Origin of the sequence: Dactylosporangium sp. CS-033363, from assembly GCF_050942475.1 — a bacterium.
GTDB lineage: Bacteria > Actinomycetota > Actinomycetes > Mycobacteriales > Micromonosporaceae > Dactylosporangium.
Genome location: NZ_CP192032.1, coordinates 1,915,813 through 1,941,632, shown reverse-complemented (window position 1 = coordinate 1,941,632; position 25,820 = coordinate 1,915,813). Strand labels below are relative to the sequence as shown.

Sequence of the window (25,820 nt, the reverse complement as noted above, 5' to 3'; positions counted from 1 at the left end):
AGGGGTACCCGGGCGCGGACCTCCGGAAGAAGTCCGCACCCGAACAGCACCTCAGGCGGATAGGGCCACTGCGGAGGGGTCGACCGGGGACGGGAGTTCGCCGTCGCCGCCCAGGTAGGCGTGGATCGATGCGGCGGCCGCGCGGCCCTCGGCGATCGCCCAGACGATGAGGGAGGCGCCGCGGTGCATGTCGCCCGCCACGAAGACGCCGTTCGCCCGGCTCTGCCAGGCGCCGTCGGTGTCGATGCCGCCGCGGCGGTTGCGGGTCAGGCCCAGGTTCGACAGCAGCGGGCCCTCCTCCGTGCCCTCGAAGCCGATCGCGAGGAGCACGAGCTCCGCGGGGTACTCCCGCTCAGTTCCTTCCACGACCTGGACGAGCCGGCGGCCGTCCACCCTGGACACCGAGACCTCGGCGATGCGCACGGCGCGCAGGTTGCCGGCCTCGTCGCCCTCGAAGGACGTGACGGCCACGGCGAAGGCGCGCTCGCCGCCCTCCTCGTGGGCCGGGTAGTTCCGGAGAATCCAGGGCCAGGTCGGCCACGGGTCGCGGGACTCGTCGCGCTCGTTGGGCGGGGTCGGGTACTGGTCGAGCTGCAAAACCGACCGCGCACCCTGGCGGTGCGCGACGCCGAGGCAGTCCGCCGCCGTGTCGCCGCCGCCGATGATGATGACGTTCTTGCCCTCGGCGGTGATCGCGGGCGACGGCTGCCGGCCGGCCACCACGCGGTTGGACTCGACGAGGTGCTCCATGGCCAGGTGGATGCCGCGCAGCGAGCGGCCGGGCGTGTCGGCCACGTCCCGGGCGGCGAGCGCGCCGCAGGCCAGCAGCAGGGCGTCGTGCGAGGCCCGCAGCTCCTCCACGGAGACGGTCACGCCGACGTTGACGCCGGTCTTGAAGACCACGCCCTCGCCGCGCAGCTGGGCGAGGCGCCGGTCGATGTGCTCCTTTTCGAGCTTGAAGTCCGGGATCCCGTACCGCAGCAGCCCGCCAAGAGCATCGTCGCGCTCGTACACCACCACGTCGTGGCCCGCGCGGGCCAGCTGCTGGGCGGCGGCGAGCCCGGCCGGGCCGGAGCCGACGACCCCGACGCTCTTGCCGGAGCGCTCGGGGGCCGGGCGCGGGACGATCCGGCCGGCCTCCACCGCGCGGTTGATGATCTCGACCTCGACCTGCTTGATCGTGACCGCCTGGCCGCCGGCGATGGACAGCACGCAGGCCGCCTCGCACGGGGCCGGGCACAGCCGCCCGGTGAACTCCGGGAAGTTGTTCGTCGCGTGCAGGGCCTCGATCGCGAAGTCCCAGTCGCCGCCGCGGACCAGGTCGTTCCAGTCCGGGATGCGGTTGCCCAGCGGGCAGCCGTCGTGGCAGAACGGGATGCCGCAGTCCATGCAGCGGCTGGCCTGCTCGCGGATCAGCTCGTCGGCGGCCGGCGGGTAGACCTCCCGCCAGTCCTGCAGCCGCACCGGTACGGGGCGGCGGGCCGGAAGCCGCCGCTCGTACCGCATGAAACCGTTCGGGTCAGGCACGGGAAACCTCCATGACAGCCGCATCGACATCGCGGCCGGCAGCCTCGGCGGCCCGCATCGCCTCCATCGCACGCTCGTAGTCGCGGGGCATGACCTCGGTGAACTCCGCCAGGGCGGCGCCCCAGTCGGCCAGCAAGCGGGCGGCGACGGCCGAGCCGGTCTCGGCGTGGTGCTCCGCGACGTACGCGCGCAGCTGCTCCGAGTCGGTGACCGGGCGCAGGTCGACGAGCTCGGCGTTGACCAGGTTGCGGTCGAGGTTCCACACGTACGCCACGCCGCCGGACATGCCCGCGGCGAAGTTGCGGCCCGTGCTGCCGAGCACGACGACGGTGCCGCCGGTCATGTACTCGCACCCGTGATCGCCCACGCCCTCGACGACGGCGAGCGCGCCCGAGTTGCGCACGGCGAAGCGCTCGCCGGCGCGGCCGCGCATGAACAGCTTGCCGCCGGTCGCGCCGTAGAGGACGGTGTTGCCGCCGATCGTCTGCTGCTCGGCCACGAACGTCGCCGCCTCGTCGGGGCGGACGATGAGCCGCCCGCCGGACAGGCCCTTGCCGACGTAGTCGTTGGCCTCGCCCAGCAGCCGCAGCGTCACGCCGCGGGGCACGAAGGCGCCGAAGGACTGCCCGGCCACGCCGCGCAGCGTGATCTGCACGGTGTCGTCGGGCAGGCCGGCCCCGCCGACCCGGCGCACGACCTCGCCGCCGAGCATCGCGCCGACCGAGCGGTGCTCGTTGCGCACGGCCACCTCGAGGGCGATCGTCTCGCCCGCGTCCAGGGCCGGCGAGACCGCGGCGATGAGCTGGTTGTCCAGCGCCCGCTCCAGCCGGTGGTCCTGCTTGGTGGTCTGGCGCCGGGCGGCGTCGTCGGCCAGCGGCGGCACGTGCAGCAGCGGGGACAGGTCGAGCCCGCCCGCCTTCCAGTGGTCCACGGCCGGGCGCACGTCGAGCAGCTCGGTGTGGCCGATCGCCTCGTCCAGGGTGCGGAAGCCCAGCTCGGCCAGGTACGCCCGGACCTCCTCGGCCATGAACCAGAAGAAGTTCTCGACGAACTCCGGCGAGCCGGTGAACTTCTTGCGCAGCGCCGGGTTCTGGGTGGCGATGCCGACCGGGCAGGTGTCCAGGTGGCAGACGCGCATCATGATGCAGCCGGAGACGATGAGCGGCGACGTCGCGAAGCCGTACTCCTCGGCGCCCAGCAGCGCCGCGATGATCACGTCGCGGCCGGTCTTGAGCTGCCCGTCCACCTGCACGCTGACCCGGTCGCGCAGCCCCGACAGCAGCAGCGTCTGCTGCGTCTCGGCCAGCCCCAGCTCCCACGGGGTGCCCGCGTGCTTGAGCGAGTTCAAGGGCGATGCACCGGTACCGCCGTCGTGCCCGGAGATCAGGATGACGTCGGCCTTCGTCTTGGCCACGCCGGCCGCCACGGTGCCCACGCCGACCTCGGACACCAGCTTGACGTGCACGCGGGCCGACGGGTTGACGTTCTTGAGGTCGAAGACCAGCTGCGCGAGGTCCTCGATGGAGTAGATGTCGTGGTGCGGCGGCGGGGAGATGAGCCCGACGCCCGGGGTCGCGTGCCGGGTCTTGGCGATCCAGGGCCAGACCTTGTTGCCCGGCAGCTGCCCGCCCTCGCCCGGCTTGGCCCCCTGCGCCATCTTGATCTGCAGGTCGTCCGCGTTGACCAGGTACTCGGTGGTGACGCCGAACCGGCCGCTGGCGATCTGCTTGATGGCGGAGCGCCGGCGCGGGTCGTGCAGCCGCTCCGCGTCCTCGCCGCCCTCGCCGGTGTTCGACTTGCCACCGATGTTGTTCATGGCGATGGCGAGCGTCTCGTGCGCCTCCATCGAGATCGAGCCGTACGACATGGCGCCCGTCGCGAACCGCTTGACGATCTCGACGGCCGGCTCCACCTCGTCCAGCGGCACCGCCGGACGCACACCCGTGCGCAGCTCGAAGAGCCCGCGCAGGGACCCCGCCCGGCCGGCCAGCTCGTCGACCTTCGCGGTGTACCGCTGGAAGACGTCGTACTGCCGCGAGCGCGTCGCGTGCTGCAGGAGGAACACCGTCTCCGGGTTGAACAGGTGCAGCTCGCCCTCGCGGCGCCACTGGTACTCGCCGCCGACCTCGAGCCGCCGGTGCGCGCGCTCGGCCTCGTTGGACGGGTACGCGCGGGAGTGCCGGGCGAGGATCTCGGCGTGCACCTCGGCCAGGCCGATCCCGCCGATCTTGCTCGGGGTGCCGGTGAAGTACCGCTCCACGAAGCGCGGGTCGAGCCCGACGGCCTCGAAGACCTGGGCGCCGCAGTACGAGGAGACGGTCGAGATGCCCATCTTGGACATGATCTTCAGGACGCCCTTGCCGAGCGCCTTGACGTAGTTGTGGATCGCCTTGTCCGCGTCGACGCCGGCCAGCGCGCCGGTCGCGATGAGGTCCTCGACGCTCTCGAAGGCCAGGTACGGGTTGACCGCGGAGGCGCCGAAGCCCGACAGCAGGGCGACGTGGTGCACCTCGCGGCAGTCGCCGGACTCGACGACCAGCGAGACCTGGGTGCGGGTCTGCTCGCGGACCAGGTGCTGGTGCACCGCCGCGGTGAGCAGCAGCGACGGGATCGGGGCCAGGTCGACGGTCGAGTCCCGGTCGGAGAGCACCAGGATGCGCACGCCGTCCTCGATCGCCTCGGAGACGCCGCGCATGATCTCGACGAGCCGGCGCTTGATGCCGGTGGCGCCGTCGCGCACCGGGTACAGGCCCGACACCCGCACCGCCTTGAAGCCCGGCAGGTCGCCGTCCTCGTCGATGTGCAGGAGCTTGGCCAGGTCGTCGTTGTCGATGACCGGGTACGGCAGCGCGATCTGCCGGCACGACGCCGGTCCCGGCCGCAGCAGGTTGCCCTCGGGGCCGATGGTGGCCGCGACGCTGGTGACCAGCTCCTCCCGGATGGCGTCCAGCGGCGGGTTGGTGACCTGCGCGAACAGCTGGGTGAAGTAGTCGTACATCAGCCGCGGGCGGGTCGAGAGGACCGCCACCGGGGTGTCGGTGCCCATCGAACCGAGCGGCTCGGCGCCGGCCCGGGCCATGGGGCCGATGAGGATCTTGAGCTCCTCCTCGGTGTACCCGAACGTCTGCTGGCGGCGCTGCACGGAGTCGTGCGTGTACACGATGTGCTCGCGCTCGGGCAGTTGCTCGAGGTCCATGAGGCCGGCGTGCAGCCACTCCTCATAGGGCTCGGCCGCGGCCAGCTCGGCCTTGACCTCGTCGTCGGTCCGGATGCGGCCGGCCGCCGTGTCGACGAGCAGCATCTTGCCGGGCGCCGAGCGGCCCTTGGCCACGATGGTGGCCGGGTCCAGGTCCAGCACGCCGGCCTCGCTGGCCAGCACGACCAGGCCGTCGCTGGTCTGCCACCAGCGGCCCGGGCGCAGGCCGTTGCGGTCGAGCACGGCGCCCACGACGGTGCCGTCGGTGAACGCCACGCTGGCCGGGCCGTCCCAGGGCTCCATGAGGCACGCGTGGAAGCGGTAGAAGGCCCGGCGCTGGGCCTCCATGCGCGGGTCGTTCTCCCACGCCTCGGGAATCATCATCAGGACCGCGTGCGGCAGGCTGCGCCCCGCCAGGTGCAGCAGCTCGAGGACCTCGTCGAAGTTCGCCGAGTCCGACGCCTCGGGCGTGCAGACGGGGAACAGCCGGCGGATGTTGCCCGGCAGGTTCTCGCTGGCCAGCAGCGCCTCGCGGGCGGCCATCCAGTTCCGGTTGCCGCGGATCGTGTTGATCTCGCCGTTGTGGGCGATGATCCGGTACGGGTGGGAGAGCTCCCAGCTCGGGAACGTGTTCGTCGAGAAGCGCGAGTGCACCAGCGCGATCGCCGAGGCGACCCGGGGGTCGGACAGGTCGGGGAAGAACGACACGACCTGGTCCGGGGTCAGCATGCCCTTGTACGTGATCGTGCGCGACGACAGCGACGGCAGGTACAGCTGGATGCCGCGCTCCCGCGTCTCGCGCTCGGTCTGCTTGCGCACGCAGTACACGACGCGGTCCAGGTCCAGGCCGGACAGCACGGTGCCGGGCGAGCCCAGCTTCTCCGCGCTGACGAAGACCTGGCGGATGCGGGGCATCGCGACCAGCGCGGTCGCGCCGAGGTCGGTGGCGTCGGTCGGCACGTCGCGCCAGCCGAGCACCTGGGCCCCCTCGACCAGCGCGTACTTCTCCAGCACCCGCTGGGCGCGCGCGGCCGCGGCGTCGTCGGTCGGAAGGAACGCGAGGCCGGTCGCGTACTGCCCGGCGGGGGGCAGGTCGAACGGCACGACCTCGCGGAGGAACGTGTCCGGGATCTGGATCATGATGCCCGCGCCGTCGCCGGTGTTCGGCTCGGCTCCGCGGGCGCCACGGTGGTCCATCCGGCGCAGCGCCGACAGTCCCTTGAACACGACGTCATGGGACCTGCGGCCGTGAATGTCGGCGACGAAGGCGACCCCGCAGGCGTCGTGCTCGTAGGCCGGGTCGTACAGACCCTGCTGCTGCGGTCCGGGGTAAACCATCGGGCCTCCTGACGTCATCGATTGCGAGTCGGGACAACGTCGGCCCAGAAGGAGCGGTCTAGCCAGTGTACGCGAAGAGCGGGCGCTAGTTGCATGGCTAGTACTCGAGTCAGTACCAGATGCCGAGCGCGCCCGCCGCGTATGTTGCCAGACAACGTACCGTGCCTACCAGGTCCTTACCTACCGCGCGAGATCGTGACAAATCCCACGGGCGGGCAGGTAGACCCCGGTTCGAACCCCCGTTACAGAACTGTCACGCAACCTTCGACAGTCCGGAAGACGTCCAACCAGCGGGTGGCTCGCGCCATCCGTCTCTTCCTACGATGATGCACGGCAAGATCGCTCGCCACCACGAGGTTCGGGCAAGTTTGAACTGGTGGCACTAACACGGGATACACCGGTCTGACAACCGGTGCATGCTCTAGCCCAACGAAGGAGGTGTGGACATGGGAGTCTCCGCACGCGCACTGGCCACGATCGCCGCTCTCACCAGCGTCGTCGTTCTCGCTGCGGGATGCAGCGGCGACGACTCGGGCAAGCCGAAGTGGTCCGGCGCTGAACCCAGTGCCGGCGGCCCCTCGGCTTCCGCGTCCGCCGCCGAGCTGCCCAAGGCGGCCTTCGCCGCGCCCACCGACGGATCGAGCAACGTCTCGACCGCGACCGAGCTGTCCCTGCAGGCCGAGCCGGGCTCCAACGCCCAGGTGACGCTGATGGACACCGCCGGCGCCGCGGTCAGCGGCGGGCTCAGCGCCGATGGCAAGGCCTGGGTGCCCAGCACGCAGCTCAAATACGGCACGCAGTACACCGCGACCGTGACCTCGGCCGGCGACACCGCCGGGAAGAAGGTCACGTTCTCCACCATGGCGAAGCCCGGCAAGACGGTGAACGTCTCGACCGCGGTCGCCGACAACAAGACGTACGGCGTGGGCATGCCCATCGTCGTGCGGTTCGGCTCGAGCGTCCCGCAGGAGATGCGCGCGGCGGTCGAGAAGCGGCTGATCGTCACGTCCAACCCGCCGCAGGTCGGCACCTGGTACTGGTTCAACGGCGGCGAGGTGCACTACCGCCCGAAGGACTACTGGCAGTCCGGCACCAAGATCAACGTTCGGCTCGCCGTCGGCGGCCTGCAGCTGACCAAGACCGGCTGGGGCAGCAAGGACGTCACGAGCACGTTCAGCATCGGCGACAGAATCGTCATGACGACCGACGACAAGACCCACCAGATGACGGTGGAGCAGAACGGTCAGGTCATCAAGACGATGCCGGTCAGCCTGGGCAAGGCCAAGACCCCCTCGTCCTCCGGGAACATGGTGGTCATGGACAAGAACCAGTCGGAGCTGTTCGTCGGCACCGACCCGGACGACCCGTACCGCGAGACCGTGTACTGGACGCAGCGCATGACCAGCGGCGGGGAGTACATCCACTCCGCTCCGTGGTCGGTCGGCGACCAGGGCAAGCGCAACGTGTCGCACGGCTGCACCAACGTCTCCGAGACGAACGCGAAGTACCTGTACAACCTCACCAAGATCGGCGACGTCGTGATCGTGAAGAACACGACCCGCAAGCTCGCCTGGGGCAACGGCTGGACCGACTGGGACAAGTCCTGGGACGAGTACGTCAAGGGCAGCGCGCTCCCGCCGCCGGCCGACACCACCGCGAGCCCGAGCGCCTCGGCGCCGGCCTCCGCGAACCCCTCGGCCTCGGCGTAGCACCAGCATTCGCAAAGGGGGCCGCCGTCATGTACGGCGGCCCCTTTTCTGTCGCATCATGGTCGCCGTGATCCCTTGGCCCCAGCCACAGTTCGGCCCGGCCGGCGCGGCCGTCCTGGGCCTGCTCGCCGTCTGGTTCGTGGTGCGCATCGCCAGGTCGCCCGGCACCGTGGCCCGCCGCCGGGCCGAGATCGAGTCGCGCCCCGACGGGCGGGTCCGGTTCCATCGGCGCTACGTCCTGACCTGGTGGCTGCTCGCGCTGGTCGCCTTGATCCCGCTGCTCACCGACGCCGCTCTGGTCCCGCGCGACTACGGCCTCGTGCTGCCGGCCCCCATCTGGATCGCGTTCTCGTTCGGGGTCTTCGTCCTGTTCGTCGCCATCGTGTGGGCCCGCGACCGCTTCCTGCGCCACCGCCTGGCCGCGGTACCTCCGAAGGTCGCGTTCCTGCTCCCCCGCACGGCCCGCGAGCAGCGCTGGGGCGTGGCGACCGCGTTCACCGCCGGCATCTGCGAGGAGCTGGTCTTCCGCGGCGCCCTGCTGGCCGGCGCGGTCGGCCTGCTGCACCTGCCCATCATCGTGGCGGGCATCCTGGTCAGCCTGTTCTTCGGCCTGGGCCACCTGTACCAGGGCGCGTTCGGGGTCATCGGCACCACGCTGTTCGGCCTGTGCGCGACGGCCCTGTACGTGGCGACCGGCAGCCTGCTGCTGCCCGTACTCATCCACGCGGCGGTCGACCTCGGGCCGTTCGCGCTGACCCGTTACCGGGAGCCCGCTGGTGAGGGCGATATGTCGGGCGCTGGCGCGCCGCGACATATCGGACTTATCGCCTGACCCCGGATATGTCGCTTTGACCCCGATTCTGCGAGGCCGATGATCGGCTCTGTCGGCTGCCCGATCCCTCGATGATCGGAGCCATCGACGGGCGCTAGCCTCTCGCGCATGGCTTTGGTCCGGCGCACCTCCGTCCTCGGCACCTCCAGCAACCGGGTCGTGGCCGCCGCCACGGTCGCACCGCAGAACCTGGCCGTTCCCCCGGACCAGGACGTCACCCAGCGCATCCCGGCTCAGCCCAACGCGGGCCTCGCGCCCGACGCGACCGGCGCGGTTCCAGGCGTGGCGCCCGGAGCACCGCTCGGCGAGGTCGCCGGCGCGGCCGTCACCGTCGGCCCGGACACGCCCCCGCCCGCGCCCGGCAGCGAGGCGGCCGCGGTCACCACCCAGCCCGCCAGCGTCGGCTCGCTCATCGCCGCCTTCCTGCTCGTCGCGGCGGGCGGGGCAGGGTCGTGGGCGCTGTACCACTTCGGCGTCAACGCCGACGAGATCCACCTGCCGGACGCGACCGCGCTCTTCGGCGTGCTGTTCGCCTTCGCCACCGCGGTCGAGCGGGTGCTCGAGCCGTTCGCCCGGTTCATGCCCGGCCAGCACGCCAAGGGCGAGCTGGAGAAGGCGGTGGCGAACATGGCGAACAAGTACCACGACGCCACCCTCGACGACCTGGTCCAGGTCGCGCACGCGAAGTCCATGGTGGACCGCGGCCGCGCCGACCGGGGCCTGATCTCGTGGGGCATCGCGGTCGCCCTGGCCACCGTCGCCTCGGCCTCCGGCGGCCTGTACCTGCTGCACTCCATCGCCGGCGACGGCTGGCAGGGCATCCCGGTCTGGATCGACGCCATCATCACCGGCGTCGTCGTCGGCAGCGGCACGAAGCCCCTGCACGACGTCATCAGCAAGGTGCAGAAGAACAAGGAGAAGTCCGAGGACGCGACCGCGGCCTAGAGGACCAGGAGCCCGTCTCGCTGGCCGCGCTCGGCCAGGCCGGCGAGCGCGGACTGGGCGTCCAGGAACGGCAGGTACGGCAGGTCCGGCGGCTGCGCGCGCAGGACCTGCGTCGCGTGGTGGGCGGGCACGGCGCCGGTCGGGTACGCGCGGGCGCACCGCGGATCGACCAGCACGTGCCGCGTCGCGAAACCGGCCAGGGCCTCCCACTCGGCGAGCGGCGCGGTCGTCGGCAGCGTCACGCCCGGCGGCTCGGGCAGCACGTCGATCGCGGTGAACGGCTCGCTGCCCGCCACCCACCAGGAGGCGGCGCGGACGGCGGAGCGCAGCGGGTGCTCGCACCAGTACGGCACCAGGCCCGCCCGCATCACGTGCCACGGGTCGAGCAGGCGGCCGCACTCGACGACGAGGCGGTTGCCGGTCCGCGATCCGGCGCGCAGCCAGTCGCGGTACAGGTCGGCCACCGCGCCGCTGAGGACGTCGGGGTGGCGGTAGAGCACCTGCCGTACCGGATGGCCATGGGCGGCCGCGAAACGCCGCAGGTCCTCGACGAGCCCGCGGTCGACGCTGCGCTCCCCGTCGCTGTCCGCCGGGCGCTCCCCCAGCACCGCGGCGTCGCGGTTGTCGAGGTAGTCGTCGGGGGCGAGCCCGGAGGCGCGGCTGCCCAGCTGGAACGCGTAGCCGTCCGGGCCGGCCACGGTCAGCCAGCGGCCCACGTCGCGGGTCACGATGATGGGCGCGCCCGGGCGCAGCCGCTCGGCGATCCAGTCCTTGTAGGCGCCGGGGAGCCGTTGCCAGCGCACCACCGCGTACGCCGCGGACGAGGCCGACCAGCCGCGCCAGACGGGGTCGTAGACCTGCCGCACCGCGACGTCGGGATTGGTGGCGAGGATCGCCTGCGCGCCGCGCTCGCCCGCTTCCGCCGCGGCCGTGTTGTCCGCGGTGGTACTGCCCACGCTCTGATCCCGCACCGCCACGTCCGGCGTCGCCAGCTCGAAGCTCGCCGGCAGCCACGGCACCCCCAGTGCCGCCGCCAGATGCAGTCCCGCGCCGTGCGGGGAACCGATGACCAGCCCGTGGTACCGCCCCGTCGGCAACTGCCCGGTGAGCCAGCCCGCCACGGACGCGGCGTCGACGGCCGTCTTCGTCACGGTGGCCGCCTGCCCGCCGGTGTTCCAGCGGGGCGGTGCGACCACCGGCCGGGGTACCCCGCGCCGATAGGCCAGCACCCGCCCCGACGCCATCGCCAACGCAATCCCCAGCCCGGTCGGCCACCGCAGCTCGATATCGCGCGCGGTCTCGGCCCGCCGCCTCATTCCCCAGCTCCCCCAGATCCCCCCAGGAAACGTTTTCGTGCCCCGGTCCTGCCCAGGCGCGGGGACGCTAAACCCCTGCCATGGCGCGCCCGAGCGGGAACCCGTAGACTCGCTACACATGAAGGCGGACGCGCTCCGGGGGCATCTCGACGCACTCCTGCTCGCGGTGCTGGACGGCGAACCCCGCCACGGCTACGCGATCATCGAGGCGCTCCAGGCCCGCAGCGGCGGCACCCTGACGCTGCCGACCGGCACCGTCTACCCGGCCCTGCGCCGCCTCGAGCGCGCCGGCTACGTGGAGAGCGCCTGGTCCACGGTGGGCGGCCGGGAGCGGCGGACCTACCGCCTGACCGGCGCCGGCCGCAAGGTGCTCTCCGAGGAGCGCTCGGCCTGGCAGGAGTTCACCACCACGATCGGCGCGGTGCTCATGCCCCCACCGGCGACGCCGGCGTCGTAAGCGAAGCGAACCGCACGCACCGCACGGACAGCAGCCCCGCGTACGCGAACGCGCCCAGGTTGACCGTCATGCCCGCGATCAGCGGCGGCCAGGTCGCCGCGGCCGGCCACTGGTACAGGCTCAGCCCGAACACCGCCGCGCCCACCAGCCCGTGCAGGCCCAGGAAGGTCACCGCGCCCAGCCCGACGTACCGGGCGAAGCGCACCCCGTCGCGCAGGTAGCGGCTGCCCCACGTGAAGCCCAGCACGACCAGCGCGGCGATCCCGGCGGCCAGGAACGACGTGTACATGAAGTGGTCGACCAGCACCCAGTAGAGGTGCGACGCGTGGTCGGTGACGCTCCACGGGCTGTCCCACCACATCAGCGGGGCCAGCACGTTGATCACCGGCAGCGCCACGGCGATCCAGGTCGCGGCGCGGCGGCCCTGCTGGGCGGCGAGCTCGGCCTGGTACGCCGGCGCCACCTCGCGCAGCGTGCCGAACTCGGCGACCGCGCGCCGCTCGGCCTCCAGCGGGGACAGCCCGGCGTCCTCGTAGGCGCAGGCCGCGTCCTCGAGGCTGTGCCGGGCCTCGGTGATCATCTCCGCGCGGGTCCGGCGGGGGCCGCGCAGACAGGCGGTCAGGCCGTCGACGTAGCCGTCGATCGGGCCGGCAAGGGGTGGCGCAGCAGCCTCCACGCCGTCAAGAATCCCACAGCCCCCACCGCAAGGCCAGAAGGCCCGCCCCGGCCGGGACCTTCCTCAACCGGCGATGCGGCCGTCGGCGACCGTCACCACCTCGTCGAACGCCGCCAGGTCGGCCCGCCGGTGGGTGACCACCACCACGGTCCGCTCGCCCGCCGCCCGCAGCGCCGTGGCGAGCACCGCGTCGGCCGCCGCCGGGTCGAGGCCCTCGGTCGGCTCGTCCAGCAGCAGCACCGGCGGCGCGTCGACCAGCGCCCGGGCCAGCAGCAGCCGCTGCCGCTGGCCGCCCGACAGCTGCCCGCCGTCCTCGCCGACGAGCTCGTCGAGGCGGTCGCCGAAGTCCCCCAGCCCGGCCGCGACCAGCGCCGCCCGGAGCGCGGCGTCGGTGTGGCCGGTCCGGTCCAGCAGCAGGTTCTCCCGCACGGTGGCGTGGAACACGTGCGCGTCGGCGAACACCCCGCCGGCCACCTGCCACGGCTCGGCGCCGTCCGGCCGCCCCTCGATGCGCCCGGTCGCGTCGACCCGCCCGGCGATCGCGGACAGCAGCGTCGACTTGCCGGCCCCGCTCGGCCCGACCACGGCCACCCGGCGCCCGGCCGGCAGGTCGAGGTCCACATCGGACAGTGCGTCGCGCGCGCCGTGCGGGTAGCGCACCGTCACCCCGCGCAGCCGCACGCTCACCGGCCCCCGCCAGGCCTTCCGGTCCTCCACCGCGGGCTCGACGGTCCCGTCCACGAGCGCGCGGACGCGGTCGACCGCCGCCCGCACCTCGGTCTGCCGGGCCGCGGCCGCCGCGAGCGGCACCACCACCTCGCCGGCCGCGAGCGCGACGAGCGCGAGCACCGGCGCCGCCGCGCCGGCCACGAGCACGGCGATGAGCAGCGCACTTGCCGCCGGTACCAGGGAAGCCGCCCCTGAAACGACAGCCCCGGCGGTCGCCGTGCGCCCCTCCAGCCGGGCCAGCCGCCGCCCCCGCGCGGCCGCGGTGCCGAGCGCGGCGGGCATGGCCCCGAACGCGAGCAGCTCGGCCGCCCCGTGCGAGATGTCCACAGTGGACTGCACGACGTCGGCCCGCGCGGACGCGAGCGCGGCGCCCTGCCGCGACAGCACCCGGCCCAGCAGCGGCAGCAGCAGCCCGGCCACCAGCAGCGCCGCCGCCAGCACCAGCCCGGCCGGGACGGAGACGAACAGGAAGCCGATGACGGCCGCCACGCCGACGAGCGCGGCCACCGCCGCCGGCAGCACCGCCCGCAGCAGCAGGTCCTGGACGGCGTCCACATCGGACACCACGCGGCTGAGCGCGTCGCCGGACCGCAGCGCGCGCCGCGCCGCGAGGGCCGCGAACGACCGGGCGCGCAGCGTCGCCAGCACCCGCAGGACGACGTCGTGGCCGGCGAGCCGCTCGGCGTACCGGATCCCGCCCTTGAGCAAGGCGAACGCCCGGACCGCGGCGATGGCGACGGCGAGCGCGGCGAGCGGCGGCTGGTCGGCGGCGCGCACGATCATCCAGGTCGCGGTCCCGATGAGCCCGATCCCGGCCGCCTCGGCGAGCACGCCGAGCAGCCCCGCGAAGGCCAGCCGCAGCGCGATCACGCGGCCACCACCGGGCGCCGGGCCTCGGTGAGCCGCCCGTCGACGGTCACCGTGCGGGTGGCGATCGACAGCAGCGCCGGGCGGTGCGCGACGAGCAGCGCGGTGCGCCCGGCCGCCAGGCGCGCCGCGGACGCGACGACCGCCGCCTCGCTGGCCGCGTCCAGGCGCGCGGTCGGCTCGTCGAACAGCAGCACCGACGCGTCCGCGCGCAGCCACGCCCGCGCCATGGCGAGCCGCTGCCGCTGCCCGCTGGAGAGTCCGTGCAGGGAGAGGTCGGTGTCGTAGCCGGAGGGCAAGGCCCGCACGAACCCGTCCGCCTCCGCCGCCCGCGCGGCCGCGACGACCTCGTCCAGCGAGGCGTCCGCGCGGCCCAGGCGCACGTTGTCGGCCACGGTCCCGGCGAACAGGTGCGGCCGCTGCGGCAGCCAGGCCAGCCGGGCGCGCCAGGCGGCCAGGTCGAGGTGGGCCAGGTCGACCCCGCCGACCAGCACCCGGCCCGCCGACGGCGCGGTGAAGCCGAGCACCAGCGACAGCAGCGTGGACTTGCCGCCGCCGCTCGGGCCGACCAGCGCCACCCGGTCCCCCGGCTCGACGGTCAGGCTCGCGTCGCGCAGCGCCACCACGTCGCCGTAGCGCACCTCCACCCGCTCGAGGACCAGCGCGGCATCGGCCGGCGGCAGTCGGGCCTCCGTGGTGGTTTTCGGGGCATCATCCAGTACCAGATGAATCTCCGCGGATGCCGCAAGACCCTCCTGGCTGGCGTGGAACTTCGTGCCCAGCGCGCGCAGCGGCAGATAGGCCTCGGGCGCGAGCAGCAGCACGGCCAGCGCGGCGCCGAGCGTCAGCCGCCCGTCCAGCAGCCGCAGCCCGACCGGCACGGCCACCAGCGCGACGGAGACGGTCGCGACCAGCTCCAGCACCAGCGCCGACAGGAAGGCCAGGCGCAGCGTGCGCATCGTCGCGCGGCGGTACCCCTCCGCGTTCTCCCGCACCCGCCGCACGTACGCCGCCTCGCGCCCGAACGTGCGCAGCGTGGCCAGCCCGCGCACGGTGTCGAGGAAGTGCCCGCCGAGCCGGCTGAGCTGCTGCCACTGGCGCTGCGTGGCGGCCCCGGTGGACTTGCCGACCAGGATGCCGAAGACGGGGATGAGCGGCAGGGTGAGGGCGACCACGACGGCCGACCAGAAGTCGGTGAGCGCGAGCCAGCCCAGAGTGGCCAGCGGCACGAACGCGGCCAGGAAGACCTGCGGCAGGTAGCCGGTGAGGTACCCGTCGAGCCCGTCCACCCCGCGCCCGGCCAGCGTGGCGAGCTCGCCGGCCCGCTTGCCGGTCAGCCACGCGGGCCCCCGCCGCGCGGCCGCGTCGAGCAGCTGCTCGCGCAGGTGGGCCTTGACCCCGGCCGCCGCCCGCCCGGACAGCGCGGCGAGCGCACCGGAGTGCAGACCCCGCAGCAGTACCGTCACGACGCCGACGACCAGCGCACCCCGATCGAGCCGCCCGTCCACGGCCGCGGCCAGCAGGGTCGCGAGGCTCACCGCCTGGGCCACCACCAGCACGGCGGCGAGCAGTGCCGACCCGGCCAGCACCATCGCGTAGCGGCGCACCGGGCCGAGCCGCAGCAGTCTTCTGTCCACGTGTCGCGCCCGCCCTACCAGTACAGAGACGTCCGGCGCCGGAACAGCCACCAACCGGCGGCCTGGACGGCGACGAGCACCGGGAGCAGCGGGGCCGCGCCGAGTGTGAGCAGCCGCAGGGCGTCATCGCCGGCGGCCGCCCCGTCGACGGTCACCGTCGCGCCCGGGTCCAGCGTGGACGCTAGCACGGCCGGGAACAGCGCCGACGCCGCCGCGACGACGGGTAGGGCGCACGCCACAGCCGTGGCCGCGAACGCCGCGCCCGGCCGCCGCAGGAACCCGCCCGCGACGACGGCGGCGGCGCAGGCGAGCCCGAGCACCGTCCCGGCCAGCGGATTGCGGATGCCCTCGGGCGCCGCCACCCACCAGCCGGCCACCGTCACCGCCGCGACCGCGCCCGCGACCAGGTGCAGCCGGACCGCCCGCCGGCGCAGAAACGTCGATCCGTGCGCGAGCACCAGCAGCACGTTGGCGAGCGCGGTGAGCCAGACCATCGGATCGGCGAACGGCGCCAGCCCGTGCACGTGCCCGTCCGCCCCGATCGGCGCCCCGTGCAGCAGCACCCCGAACACGAGCCCCCACGCGGCGGCGAGCGTGAGCCCGGACCCCGCGATCAGCACGTCGAAGCCGCCCCGCCGCGTCCCGCGCCCGCGCAGCTGCACGCCGGCGACGAGCCCGGCCAGCCCGAGCACCGCCGCCACGACCGCCGGATACGCGGCCCCGAACAGCTCGCCCTCCAGCCGCGGGAACGCCGCGATGAGCACCCCGGCCGCCCCGACCACCCACACCTCGTTGCCCAGGAACATCGGCCCGATCGCGTTGAGCGCGGCCCGCCGCTCGCCGTCCCCGCGCATCGTGGGCAGCAGCATGGCCACGCCCTGGTCGAGCCCGCCGAGCGCGAAATACAGCACAAAGACCAGGCCCAGGATGCCGTACCACACGGTGCTCATACGGAGACCTCCTGCCGATCGATACGGACGGGCTCGTCCTCCTGGCCGAACTCGCCGCCGGGTTTTCTCGCGGCGGCGCGGGCCAGCAGCCACCAGTCGACGAGCACCAGCCCGACGATCAGCACGGAGAAGCCGAACGTGGACCCGCGCAGCGCGCCGGCGCTCATCGGCGACACGGCGTCGGCGGTGCGCAGCAGGCCGTACACGGCCCAGGGTTGCCGCCCCTCCTCGCGCACGAACCACCCCAGGACGGCGGTCAGCACCGGCACCGGAATCAGCAGCGTGAGCAGCCACGACATGGGCCGAGCCCACCGCTTGCGAATCAACGCGTCGCGATAGGTGAGCACCCACGCGACGAACAGCACCAGGAACAGCAGGTTGGCCACCCCGATCATCGAGTCGAGCGCCGTCCGGACGTGGTCGCTGACGATGTAGTCCCCCGGCCCCCACCGCTGGATCATCTCCGCCTGCCGCTCGACCGCGGCCTGGCGACCGGCCATCTTCATCGGCTGGTTCTCGTCGATCCAGCCGAACTGCGCGTAGCCGAACCCGATCACGAGGAACGTCCCGACCAGCCCGACCCGGATCCCCAGCCGCAGCGACCGCCGGAACAGTTCGTGGTCCTCTTCCGCCAGGCTTCGTCGCCGCAGCCGCCAGGCCGAGACCCCGGCAACCAGGACCCCACCCGCGACGAGGGTGGCCGCGACCACATGCGTGAGCGCGAACCACAGCGCGCTGTTGGTCAGCAGCGCCCCGAAGCTCGCGAGCCGGACGGTGCCGGTGTCGTCGATGCGGTACCCGACGGGGTGCTGGAGGAACGCATTGCTCACCATCACCCAGAACGCCGACAGCAGCGCGGTGACGGCCACGCCCCAGATCAGCCCGAGGTGGAGCCGCTTCCCGAGCCGCCCCCACCCGAAGATCCACAGCCCGAGGAGCGTCGACTCGAGCACGAACGCGACGAGCGTCTCCAACGCGAGCGGGGCGCCGAACACGTCACCGGTCAGTTTCGAGAGGCCGGCCCAGTTGAGGCCGATCTCGAACTCCATCACCAGCCCGGTGGCGATGCCGACCGCGTAGTTGATCACGTACAGGCGGCCCCAGAAGCGGGCCATCCGGCCGTACACCTCCCGGCCGGTGGTGGTGAACCGCGTCTGCATCACCGCGACGAGGAACACCAGCCCGAGCGTGATCGCCACGAACGTGAAGTGCAGCGAGGCGGTGAGCCCGAACTGCAGCCGCGCGTACTCGAGCGCACTCATGCGTCGCCCCCCGACATGTACCCGACCAACATGTCGTCACACTACATGTAAGGCGGCGCACAAAGAAGCGCCCCCTCGCGGTGGAGGGGGCGCTTCTCAGGTGGCTCTCAGCTCAGTTGTACTTCCGCAGCTCCCGCCGAGCCAGCGAAGCCCGATGCACCTCGTCCGGCCCATCGGCGAGGCGCAAGGTGCGAGCACTCGACCACAGCGCCGCCAGCGGCGTGTCCTGGCTGACGCCGGCCGCCCCGTACCCCTGAATCGCCTTGTCGATCACCCACTCGGCCATCGACGGCACCGCGATCTTGATGGACTGGATCTCGGTATGCGCGCCCTTGTTGCCCACGGTGTCCATCAGCCAGGCGGTCTTCAGCACCAGCAGCCGCGCCTGCTCGATCCGCACCCGCGACTCGGCGATCCACTCCTGGATGACCCCTTGCTCCGCGAGCGGCCGCCCGAAGGCGACCCGCGCGTTGACCCGGGTGCACAGCAGCTCCAACGCCCGCTCCGCCATCCCGATGAGCCGCATGCAGTGGTGGATGCGGCCGGGGCCGAGCCGGGCCTGGGCGATCGCGAAGCCCTGCCCCTCGCCGGCGATGAGCGCGTCGGCCGGCACCCGCACGTCCTCGAAGAGCACCTCGGCGTGCCCGCCGTGCCCCGCGTCGGTGTACCCGAACACGTGCATCCCCCGCTTGACCGTGATGCCCGGGGTGTCCCGCGGTACCAGAATCATGCTCTGCTGCCGGTGCCGCTCGGCGTCCGGATCGGTCTTGCCCATCACGATGAGGATCTGGCAGTTCGGGTTCATCGCGCCCGACGACCACCACTTGCGCCCGTTGATGACGTAGCTGTCGCCGTCGCGCTCGATGCGGGTGGCGATGTTCGTGGCGTCGGAGGAGGCCACGTCCGGCTCGGTCATGCAGAACGCGGACCGGATCTGGCCCTCCAGGAGCGGCTTGAGCCACCGGTCCTGCTGCTCGGGCGAGCCGAATTGGGCCAGCACCTCCATGTTGCCGGTGTCGGGGGCGGCGCAGTTGAGCGCCTCCGGGGCCAGGTGCGGGCTGCGGCCGGTGATCTCGGCCAGCGGCGCGTACTGCAGGTTCGTGAGCCCCGCCCCGTGTACGGCGTCGGGCAGGAACAGGTTCCACAGGCCCCGCTCGCGGGCCGAGCGCTTGAGGTCCTCGATGACGGGCGTGCGCGCCCACGGGTCGGCGGCCGCCGCGAGCTGCTCCTCCAGGACGGGCTCGGCGCGGTACACCTCCTCGTCCATGAAGTCCGTGAGCTTCTCGTGCAGCTCAGCCGTGCGCTGGTCGAATCCGAAGTCCATCAGCTCTCTCCGTTGATCGCCGCGATGCCCTCTTCGAGCAGGGGCGGGACGAGGGCGCCGATCTCGTCGAAGCCCTTCCCGACCGTCTGCCCGTGTGTGTACCGGTAGTGGATCCCCTCGAGCACGATGGCCAGCTTGTAACAGGCCAGGCCGACGTACCAGTGCAGGTCGTCGCTGAGCGGGGCGCTGCGCGCGTACCGTGCGAGCAGCTCGTCGCCGCTGGGGAACCCGGCCGCGGCCCCGAGGCCGTCCGCGATCGGGTTCTTGCCGATCTTGATGCGGTCCAGCACGTTCCAGTACGCCAGCAGCAGCCCCAGGTCCGTCTGCGGGTCGCCGATCGTGGCCATCTCCCAGTCCAGGACGGCGGCCACGCGCAGGGTCTCCGGGTCGACGATGAGGTTGTCCAGCCGGTAGTCGCCGTGCACGATGGCGGGCCGCGGGCTGGCCGGGATGGTCGCCGCGAGCCGCTCGCGCAGCGTGTCGGCGGCCGGCAGGTCGCGGCTGCGGGAGTGCTCCAGCTGCTTGCTCCACCGGCGCACCTGCCGCTCCAGGAAGCCCTCCGGCCGGCCGAACTCCGCCAGCCCGACCTCGGCCGGATCGACCAGGTGCAACTCGGCGAGGGTGTCCATCATCGCGAAGGCGATCTTGCGGCGGTTGTCCTCGCCGAGCGGGTCGGTCTGCTCGCGGTGGCGCAGCACGGCCCCGGGGACGCGCGCCATGAGATAGAACGGCGCCCCGAGCACCGCGTCGTCCTCACACAACAACAGCGCCTCTGGTACCGGCACCGCCGTCGACCCCAGCGCCGAGATCACCCGGAACTCGCGGCTCATGTCGTGCGCGGTGGCCAGCACATGGCCGAGCGGCGGGCGGCGCAGGACGAAGACCTCGTTGAGGACGTACGTCAGGTTCGACCGGCCGCCGGCCACCAGCTCGGCGCTCAGCGGCGCGCCGACCAGGCCGGGGGCCTTCGCGTCCAGATAGTCCTGCAGGCGGGTCAGATCGAGACCGGGCGGGGTGGTCATCGGATCAGTCCAGGGTTGAGACACGTTCTCTGTCAAGGGCTTCAGGCGGATTTTGTACCGTTATGCCGGATCTTGGGACGCCCGTCAATGTTCCGGGGCCGACACCGCTGCGAAACGGCTTGGAAACTCGCGGTAGGCAACCTGTTCGCAGTACCGGAAAGCAAGGCGTACACCAACGGCGGCGTGCACCTCAGCCAAGGACGAACGGGAGGTCGACTCACATGCTGCTCAGGCTGCGAGTTGCATTGCCCGACCGTCCCGGCTCTCTCGGGCAGGTTGCCCGGACGCTGGGCGTGGTCGGCGCGGACATCGTTTCGGTCGTAGTACTGGAACGAGTCGGCGGTCGTGCGGTGGACGACTTCACCGTGGTATGGCCGGCCTCGGCCCCGGTTGATCGCGTACTCACCGGCCTCGCGGCGATCCCAGGCGTCCGCCTGGACGGTGTATGGCGCGGCACCGAGCTGTCGGAGCCGAGCAGCGGCCGCGAGGTCGCGCTGATCGGACAGGTGGCGGCAAACCCGGAACACGGCCTGGCGACGGTCGTGGACGCGGCACCCGCACTGTTCGGCGCGGACTGGGCGGTTGCGATCAGAGTCGGATCGAACTGGGCGGGCGGCGGCGCGCGCGCCCAGGCATGGTCCGGCACCTCGGTGGTCAGCGCGAGCTGGCGCGCTCCGGATGTCCCCCCACAGGTGGACATCGCACCACTCCGGCCCCGTGCGTTGAGTGCAGCTGACGGCGTCCATCTCGCTGTCGCGCCTTTCCAGCGCGGAGGCCTGGTCCTTGTTGTCGGACGCGGCGGGGCGGACGGCGACGCTGGAGCACCACCGTTCCACGGCTCCGAAGTGGAACGCCTGGCGCAGTTGGTCGGTGCAACCGCATCTGTGCTGGGGGAACGGCTGGCGGGGCCCGGATTGGCGGATCCGGGTGAGGCGGGGCGTTCCGTGACCGGAACCCCCGCTCCCGCCGGCACAACCTCCACCTGGACCTTCTGATGCTGTGGCGTATCCGCGCCACGGTGGACGACCGCCCAGGTTTCCTCTCGGTCCTGACCGCAAGCCTGGCCCTGCGCCAGGTCAACATCCTCTCCGTCCAGGTCCACACCACGGAGTCGGGCGCGGTGGACGACTTCCTGGTCGACGCCCCTGACTCGTTGACGCGCGACGACCTGGCCGACGCAGTACGCCGAGGCCGCGGACGCGATCCGTGGATCGCCCCGGCCCACGCCAGGGGCCTGATCGACGAGCCGACGAGGGTCCTGGCCCTGGCCACCAAGGTCCTGGAGGGCGCCGCAACGCTGGAGGAGTCCCTGTCACTCCTGCTCGGCGACTGCGACATCTCCTGGCGCGCCGAGACGTCGACAGGCGCCGGCGGCTTCACGGCCACCGGCATGCAGTTGCGCGACCCGGCGGGCGGCACCCTGTACGTCGGCCGCGCGGAGCCGTCCTTCACCCCGGCCGAGTACGCAAGGGCCCAGGCCCTGGTCGAACTGGCCCGCGTCGCATCGAGACGCACCACCCCCTGACGAACCGCGAAGCGCCCCTTCCTTGCGAAGGGGCGCTTTCGGCTGTCGCCAGGACACGCCGGCCGGCCCCGTCGGACACCACCTTCGGCCACCCCGCACCTGCGTGCGCGCTAACGAGCCGAGCGGCTGGCCTACGGTCGAACCGGATTCACTGCTGCCATCGTGCGGGGATTGCACCGCATCTGGCCAGCCATATGGCGCAAGAGGTAATTCGGCGCCAAGCACGGGGCGCTTCGCCGCCCTGTGCGTTGCCCATCGCATCGCATGATTGATCCGCTCGCCCGGTCGGGTGGCAGCGGGGCTGGGACTGTTTCCTGCCGGGTGCCGCGCGCCGGTTTTGAGGGGGTGTGGGTGGAGCGGAGCTCCCCCACGGAAGGGGATACAGACACGAGAGGGCCGGCGCCCCGCACGGCGCCGGCCCTCTCACCTCCCGGAACAGAGGGGTCTACGGGGTGACCGGGGGAACTGCCCGCTCGTAGGGCGCGGCCGGCTCCACCGACGGCGGGAGCTCGTCCGGGTCGTCCGTGAACCGGTCCGAAGCGGCCTGGATGGCCTTCGGCGCCGAGGCCGCCACCGCCCAGCCCACCGCCACGCCGCCCAGCGCCGCCACCGCGATCCAGCCCCACGGGGTGCGCGAGCGGCGGCCGGACAGGGCGTCCAGCGCCAGGTTGGCCCGCTTCCACGCCTCGTTGGAGACCGAGCCGACGCGGTCGGACGCGGTGCCGTACCGGTCCGAGGCCTCGCTGGCGAAGTCGCCCGCGCGGTCCTTCACGGTGCCGCCGAACGAACGGGCGCTGTCCAGCGCCGAGGTCAGGTAGTCCCAGGCGTCCTCGGCCACACTCTCCGCGCGGCGCTTACGCTTCTTCCAGTCATTGCTCATCGAAATCGCCACCTCCTCCGATGTCCGGGTGCCCCAGCAGGAGGTTCGGCAAACTTTACGCAGATTCCCGACGCACGAGATGGGTCTCGACCATCACGGAGGAGGATGCGGCGCCGCCGATGCGGGCGATGAGCAGGCGGGCCATCTCCCGGCCCATCGCCTCGACCGGCTGGTGGACCGTGGTCAGCGGCGGGTCGGTCTGCCGGGCGATGGCCACGTCGTCGAAGCCGACCAGGGCCACGTCGTCCGGGACCTTCTTGCCGAGGGAGCGCAGCGCGCGCAGGGCGCCCACCGCCATGAGGTCCGAGGCGGCGAACACGGCGTCGATCGCGGGGTCGGACGACAGCAGCTCGTGGACCGCGCGCTCGCCGCTGGCCTCGGAGAAGTCGCCGTACGCGATCAGGCGCTCGTCGACCGGAAGGCCGGCGCGCTCCAGGGCCTCCCGGTAGCCGGTCAGGCGCGAGACGCCCACGGCCATGTCCTGGGGGCCGGCGACCGCGGCAACCCGGCGGCGCTGGCGGTCGAGCAGGTGGCCGACGGCGATGCGGGCGCCGCCCTCGTTGTCGGCGTCCACGTAGGACAGCTGGGACAGCTGGGCGGTGAAGTTGAGCTGCTCGTCGTCGGCGAGCATCTGGGCCGGGCGGCCGCCGAGGACCACGGGCAGGCCGCGCCGTTCGAGGAGCAGGGGCAGCGGGTCGGCGTCGTGCAGGGAGAGCAGCATCACGCCGTCGACGTGCTGGTTGGTCAGGTGGTGCTCGACCCGCTCGCGCTCGGCCGGGGACTGGGCCATCGCCAGCCAGAGCTGCAGCTGGGTGTCGGCCAGGGCGGAGCTGATGCCGCGGACGATGCCGGCGAAGAAGGGTTCGCCGAAGACGCGCTCCTCGGACTCCGAGACGACCAGGGCGACGGAGTCGGTACGCTGCGTGACGAGCGCGCGGGCGGCGCGGTTGGGCACGTACCCCAGCTCGTCGATCGCCTTCTGCACCGCCGCGCGGGCCTCGGGGCTCACCTGGGGCGAGCCGTTGACCACCCGCGACACGGTGCCGCGGCCGACACCGGCGCGCAGGGCGACCTCGTCGAGGGTGGGCCGGCCGGCGGAACGGGGGCGGCCCGGGGACGGGATGTTCACGCCTCATTGTGCGCACATCCCGTCACCGGGCCACCCGAGAGGGCGACGATCTTTTTCAAGAAATCGTCAAGTTCACCTCAACGTCGGAGCCCGCGGGGGCCGCGGGGATGACCGCGCCCGGGTCGGCGGTCTCGCCGTTCACGGTGAGCGAGCGGGATTCGCCGCGCCGCACGGTGATCCGGTACGTCGCGCCCCGGAACCGGCGAACCGCGGTGAACCCGGGCCAATCGGCCGGAATCACCGGGTCGATCCGCAGCCCGGTGAGCTCGGGCCGGATGCCGAGGATCCACTGGGTGATCGCCGCGTAGTTCCACGCCGCCGTGCCGGTGAGCCAGGAGTTCTTGGCCTCGCCGTGGGTCGGGGCGTCGCGGCCGGCGATCATCTGGGCGTACACGTACGGCTCGCACTTGTGCACCTCGCTGATCGCCTCGCGGGCGGCCGGCAGGATGCGCTTGTAGTAGTCGAACGCGGCGTCGCCGTTGCCGACGATGGCCTCGGCGATCATGATCCACGGGTTGGTGTGGCAGAAGATCCCGGCGTTCTCCTTGTACCCCGGCGGGTACGAGGAGATCTCGCCGAGCTCCAGCCGGTAGGAGCTGTAGGCCGGCTGCTGCAGGACCACGCCGTGCGGGGTGGCGAGCCGGTCGCGCACGCTGGCCAGGGCGGTGGCCGCGGTGCCGTCCTCGACGCCGACGCCGCCCATCACGCACATGCCCTGCGGCTCGATGAAGATCTGCCCCTCGTCGTTGGAGGCCGAGCCGATCACGTTGCCGTAGAAGTCGTACGCGCGGCGGAACCACGCCCCGTCCCAGCCGTGCTCGGCGATCGTGCCGGCCATCTTCTCGGCCGCGTCGAGGTACTCCTGGCCCGGCTGGCCCACGAGCGCGGCGATCCCGGCGAGCTCGCGGGCGGCCAGCACGAACTGCCCGGCGATGAAGACCGACTCGGCGACCCCGCCGGTGGCGTTCTCGGTGGTCTGGAACGGCTCGCCGGGCGTGTCGGAGAAGCAGTTCAGGTTCAGGCAGTCGTTCCAGTCGGCCCGCCCGATCAGCGGCAGCCCGTGCGGTCCGAGGCGGTCCAGGGTGTACCGCAACGAGCGCTGCAAATGGTCGTAGAGCGGGACCTCGGTGCCGGGCGCGTTGTCGTAGGGCACCAGCGCGTCGAGGATCGACCGGTCGCCGCTCTCCTTGAGGTACGCCGCGACGCCCAGGATCAGCCAGAGCGGGTCGTCGTTGAAGCCGGAGCCGATGTCGTTGTTCCCGCGCTTGGTCAGCGGCTGGTACTGGTGGTACGCGCCACCGGTCGCCAGCTGGGTCGCCGCGATGTCGAGGATCCGCTCGCGGGCCCGCTCCGGGATCATGTGCACGAAGCCGAGCAGGTCCTGGTTCGAGTCGCGGAAGCCCATGCCGCGGCCGATGCCCGACTCGTAGAACGACGTCGAGCGGCTCATGTTGAACGTGACCATGTTCTGGTACGCGTTCCAGATGTTCACCATCCGGTCCGTGTCCCCGTCGGGCGTGCTGACCTGCAGCCCGCCGAGGAGCGTGTCCCAGTTCTCGCGCAGCGCGGCGAACCCCGCGTCCACGGTCTCCTGCTGGAGCCAGCGCTCGATGACCGGCCGTACCGTCTGCTTGTTGACGGTCTGCGAGCCCGGCGGGTCGAACTTGGCGTCCCGGGGGTTCTCCCAGTAGCCGAGCACGAAGCCGATCTCGCGGGTCTCCCCCGGCTCCAGCGTCACCTTCACGTGGTGGGAGCCGTGCGGCTGCCAGCCGTGGGCGATCGAGTCCGAGGCGGTGCCCCGCTCGACGGCGACCGGGCGGTCCCACGACCGGTACGGCCCGAGGAACGCCTCCCGGCTGGTCTCGAACCCGGCGAGCGGCTCGGAGCAGGCGAAGTACGCGAAGTGGTCGCGCCGCTCGCGGTACTCCGTCTTGTGGTAGATGACCCCGTCGACGACCTCGACCTGGCCGGTGCTGAAGTTGCGCTGGAAGTTGGTCGCGTCGTCCTGGGCGTCCCAGAGGCAGAACTCGACCGACGAGAAGACCGAGAGCTCGGCGGTGGTCTCGCGCTCGTTGGTCAGCCGCAGCCGCCAGACCTCCAGGGTCTCGCCGAGCGGCACGAAGTACGACGTCTGCGCCTTGATCCCGCGGTAGCCGGAGGAGATCCGGGTGTAGGACAGCCCGTGCCGGCACTCGTAGTCGTCGAGCTCGGTCTGGGTGGGCTGCCAGGTCGGCGACCAGAACGTGCCGTCGGCGGCGTCGCGCAGGTAGAGGTAGCGGCCGCCGAAGTCGAAGGGCGCGTTGTTGTACCGGTAGCGGGTGAGGCGGCGCAGCCGCGCGTCGCGATAGAACGAGTAGCCGCCGGCGGTGTTGGAGATGATGCCGAAGTACGCCTCGGTGCCCAGGTAGTTGATCCAGGGCAGCGGGGTGTCGGGCCGTTCGATCACGTACTCGCGACTGTTGTCGTCGAAGTGGCCGAAGCGCACGGTTGCCTCCTGCG

19 protein-coding genes are annotated in these 25,820 nt (G+C 72.4%); 6 read left to right on the top strand and 13 right to left on the bottom strand.

The window, feature by feature from the left end; genetic code table 11:
* Window positions 1–51 precede the first annotated feature (51 nt).
* The gene (locus ACQPZ4_RS08870) at window positions 52–1,527 is read right to left on the bottom strand and encodes a glutamate synthase subunit beta (RefSeq protein WP_433057776.1); all 1,476 of its coding nucleotides are present in this window, start codon (window positions 1,525–1,527) and stop codon (window positions 52–54) included.
* On the bottom strand, window positions 1,520–6,061 hold the full coding sequence (gene gltB / locus ACQPZ4_RS08865; protein ID WP_433057774.1) for a glutamate synthase large subunit: 4,542 nt from the start codon (window positions 6,059–6,061) through the stop codon (window positions 1,520–1,522). The genes ACQPZ4_RS08870 and gltB overlap by 8 nt, the downstream gene beginning before the upstream one ends.
* A gap of 446 nt (window positions 6,062–6,507) precedes the next feature.
* On the opposite strand from gltB, the gene ACQPZ4_RS08860 reads away from it, so the two are divergent.
* The 3 genes from ACQPZ4_RS08860 to ACQPZ4_RS08850 all read left to right on the top strand — a co-directional run bounded on the left by ACQPZ4_RS08860 (window position 6,508) and on the right by ACQPZ4_RS08850 (window position 9,547).
* On the top strand, window positions 6,508–7,770 hold the full coding sequence (locus tag ACQPZ4_RS08860) for an Ig-like domain-containing protein (protein WP_433057772.1): 1,263 nt from the start codon (window positions 6,508–6,510) through the stop codon (window positions 7,768–7,770).
* 67 nt (window positions 7,771–7,837) lie between these two features.
* Window positions 7,838–8,602, top strand: a complete 765-nt coding sequence (locus ACQPZ4_RS08855; RefSeq protein WP_433057771.1) for a CPBP family intramembrane glutamic endopeptidase — start codon at window positions 7,838–7,840, stop codon at window positions 8,600–8,602.
* Window positions 8,603–8,710: 108 nt separating this feature from the next.
* The gene (locus tag ACQPZ4_RS08850) at window positions 8,711–9,547 is read left to right on the top strand and encodes a hypothetical protein (protein ID WP_433057769.1); all 837 of its coding nucleotides are present in this window, start codon (window positions 8,711–8,713) and stop codon (window positions 9,545–9,547) included.
* On the opposite strand, the gene ACQPZ4_RS08845 is transcribed toward ACQPZ4_RS08850, so the two are convergent.
* Complete coding sequence (locus ACQPZ4_RS08845; RefSeq protein ID WP_433057767.1) at window positions 9,544–10,863, bottom strand: hypothetical protein; 1,320 nt, start codon at window positions 10,861–10,863, stop codon at window positions 9,544–9,546. The two genes, ACQPZ4_RS08850 and ACQPZ4_RS08845, sit on opposite strands and share 4 nt — an antisense overlap.
* Before the next feature lie 118 nt (window positions 10,864–10,981).
* On the opposite strand from ACQPZ4_RS08845, the gene ACQPZ4_RS08840 reads away from it, so the two are divergent.
* The gene (locus ACQPZ4_RS08840) at window positions 10,982–11,320 is read left to right on the top strand and encodes a PadR family transcriptional regulator (protein ID WP_433057765.1); all 339 of its coding nucleotides are present in this window, start codon (window positions 10,982–10,984) and stop codon (window positions 11,318–11,320) included.
* Here the strand turns inward: ACQPZ4_RS08840 and ACQPZ4_RS08835 are convergent.
* The 7 genes from ACQPZ4_RS08835 to ACQPZ4_RS08805 all read right to left on the bottom strand — a co-directional run bounded on the left by ACQPZ4_RS08835 (window position 11,289) and on the right by ACQPZ4_RS08805 (window position 19,811).
* Entirely contained in the window at window positions 11,289–11,996 is a 708-nt protein-coding gene (locus ACQPZ4_RS08835) for a permease prefix domain 1-containing protein (protein ID WP_433057763.1), read from the bottom strand. The genes ACQPZ4_RS08840 and ACQPZ4_RS08835 overlap by 32 nt on opposite strands.
* A 63-nt stretch (window positions 11,997–12,059) precedes the next feature.
* Window positions 12,060–13,595, bottom strand: coding sequence for a thiol reductant ABC exporter subunit CydC (gene cydC / locus ACQPZ4_RS08830; RefSeq protein ID WP_433057761.1), 1,536 nt, complete (start codon window positions 13,593–13,595; stop codon window positions 12,060–12,062).
* Entirely contained in the window at window positions 13,592–15,184 is a 1,593-nt protein-coding gene (cydD, locus tag ACQPZ4_RS08825) for a thiol reductant ABC exporter subunit CydD (RefSeq protein WP_433066396.1), read from the bottom strand. The genes cydC and cydD overlap by 4 nt, the downstream gene beginning before the upstream one ends.
* 59 nt (window positions 15,185–15,243) lie before the next feature.
* Entirely contained in the window at window positions 15,244–16,179 is a 936-nt protein-coding gene (locus tag ACQPZ4_RS08820) for a cytochrome d ubiquinol oxidase subunit II (protein ID WP_433057759.1), read from the bottom strand.
* Entirely contained in the window at window positions 16,176–17,441 is a 1,266-nt protein-coding gene (locus ACQPZ4_RS08815; protein WP_433057758.1) for a cytochrome ubiquinol oxidase subunit I, read from the bottom strand. Before ACQPZ4_RS08815 ends, ACQPZ4_RS08820 begins: the two co-directional genes overlap by 4 nt.
* Before the next feature lie 112 nt (window positions 17,442–17,553).
* Window positions 17,554–18,765 carry an acyl-CoA dehydrogenase family protein gene (locus tag ACQPZ4_RS08810; RefSeq protein WP_433057756.1) on the bottom strand — a complete coding sequence of 404 codons (1,212 nt, stop codon included), beginning with the start codon at window positions 18,763–18,765 and terminating at the stop codon, window positions 17,554–17,556.
* Window positions 18,765–19,811 (bottom strand): phosphotransferase family protein, encoded by a 1,047-nt coding sequence (locus tag ACQPZ4_RS08805; protein WP_433057754.1) that lies wholly within the window; start codon window positions 19,809–19,811, stop codon window positions 18,765–18,767. The genes ACQPZ4_RS08810 and ACQPZ4_RS08805 overlap by 1 nt, the downstream gene beginning before the upstream one ends.
* Before the next feature lie 197 nt (window positions 19,812–20,008).
* On the opposite strand from ACQPZ4_RS08805, the gene ACQPZ4_RS08800 reads away from it, so the two are divergent.
* Complete coding sequence (locus ACQPZ4_RS08800; protein WP_433057752.1) at window positions 20,009–20,782, top strand: amino acid-binding protein; 774 nt, start codon at window positions 20,009–20,011, stop codon at window positions 20,780–20,782.
* The gene (locus ACQPZ4_RS08795; protein ID WP_433057750.1) at window positions 20,782–21,312 is read left to right on the top strand and encodes an ACT domain-containing protein; all 531 of its coding nucleotides are present in this window, start codon (window positions 20,782–20,784) and stop codon (window positions 21,310–21,312) included. The genes ACQPZ4_RS08800 and ACQPZ4_RS08795 overlap by 1 nt, the downstream gene beginning before the upstream one ends.
* 445 nt (window positions 21,313–21,757) lie before the next feature.
* Here the strand turns inward: ACQPZ4_RS08795 and ACQPZ4_RS08790 are convergent, their stop codons facing one another.
* The 3 genes from ACQPZ4_RS08790 to ACQPZ4_RS08780 form a co-directional block, all read right to left on the bottom strand.
* A complete protein-coding gene (locus ACQPZ4_RS08790) occupies window positions 21,758–22,192 on the bottom strand; it encodes a hypothetical protein (RefSeq protein ID WP_433057748.1) in 435 nt (144 codons plus the stop codon).
* A 55-nt stretch (window positions 22,193–22,247) separates the two neighbouring features.
* Window positions 22,248–23,315, bottom strand: coding sequence for a LacI family DNA-binding transcriptional regulator (locus ACQPZ4_RS08785; protein ID WP_433066393.1), 1,068 nt, complete (start codon window positions 23,313–23,315; stop codon window positions 22,248–22,250).
* Window positions 23,316–23,376: 61 nt separating this feature from the next.
* Window positions 23,377–25,806: a GH36-type glycosyl hydrolase domain-containing protein gene (locus ACQPZ4_RS08780; RefSeq protein ID WP_433057746.1), complete on the bottom strand. Its 2,430-nt coding sequence runs from the start codon at window positions 25,804–25,806 to the stop codon at window positions 23,377–23,379.
* Window positions 25,807–25,820 lie beyond the last annotated feature (14 nt).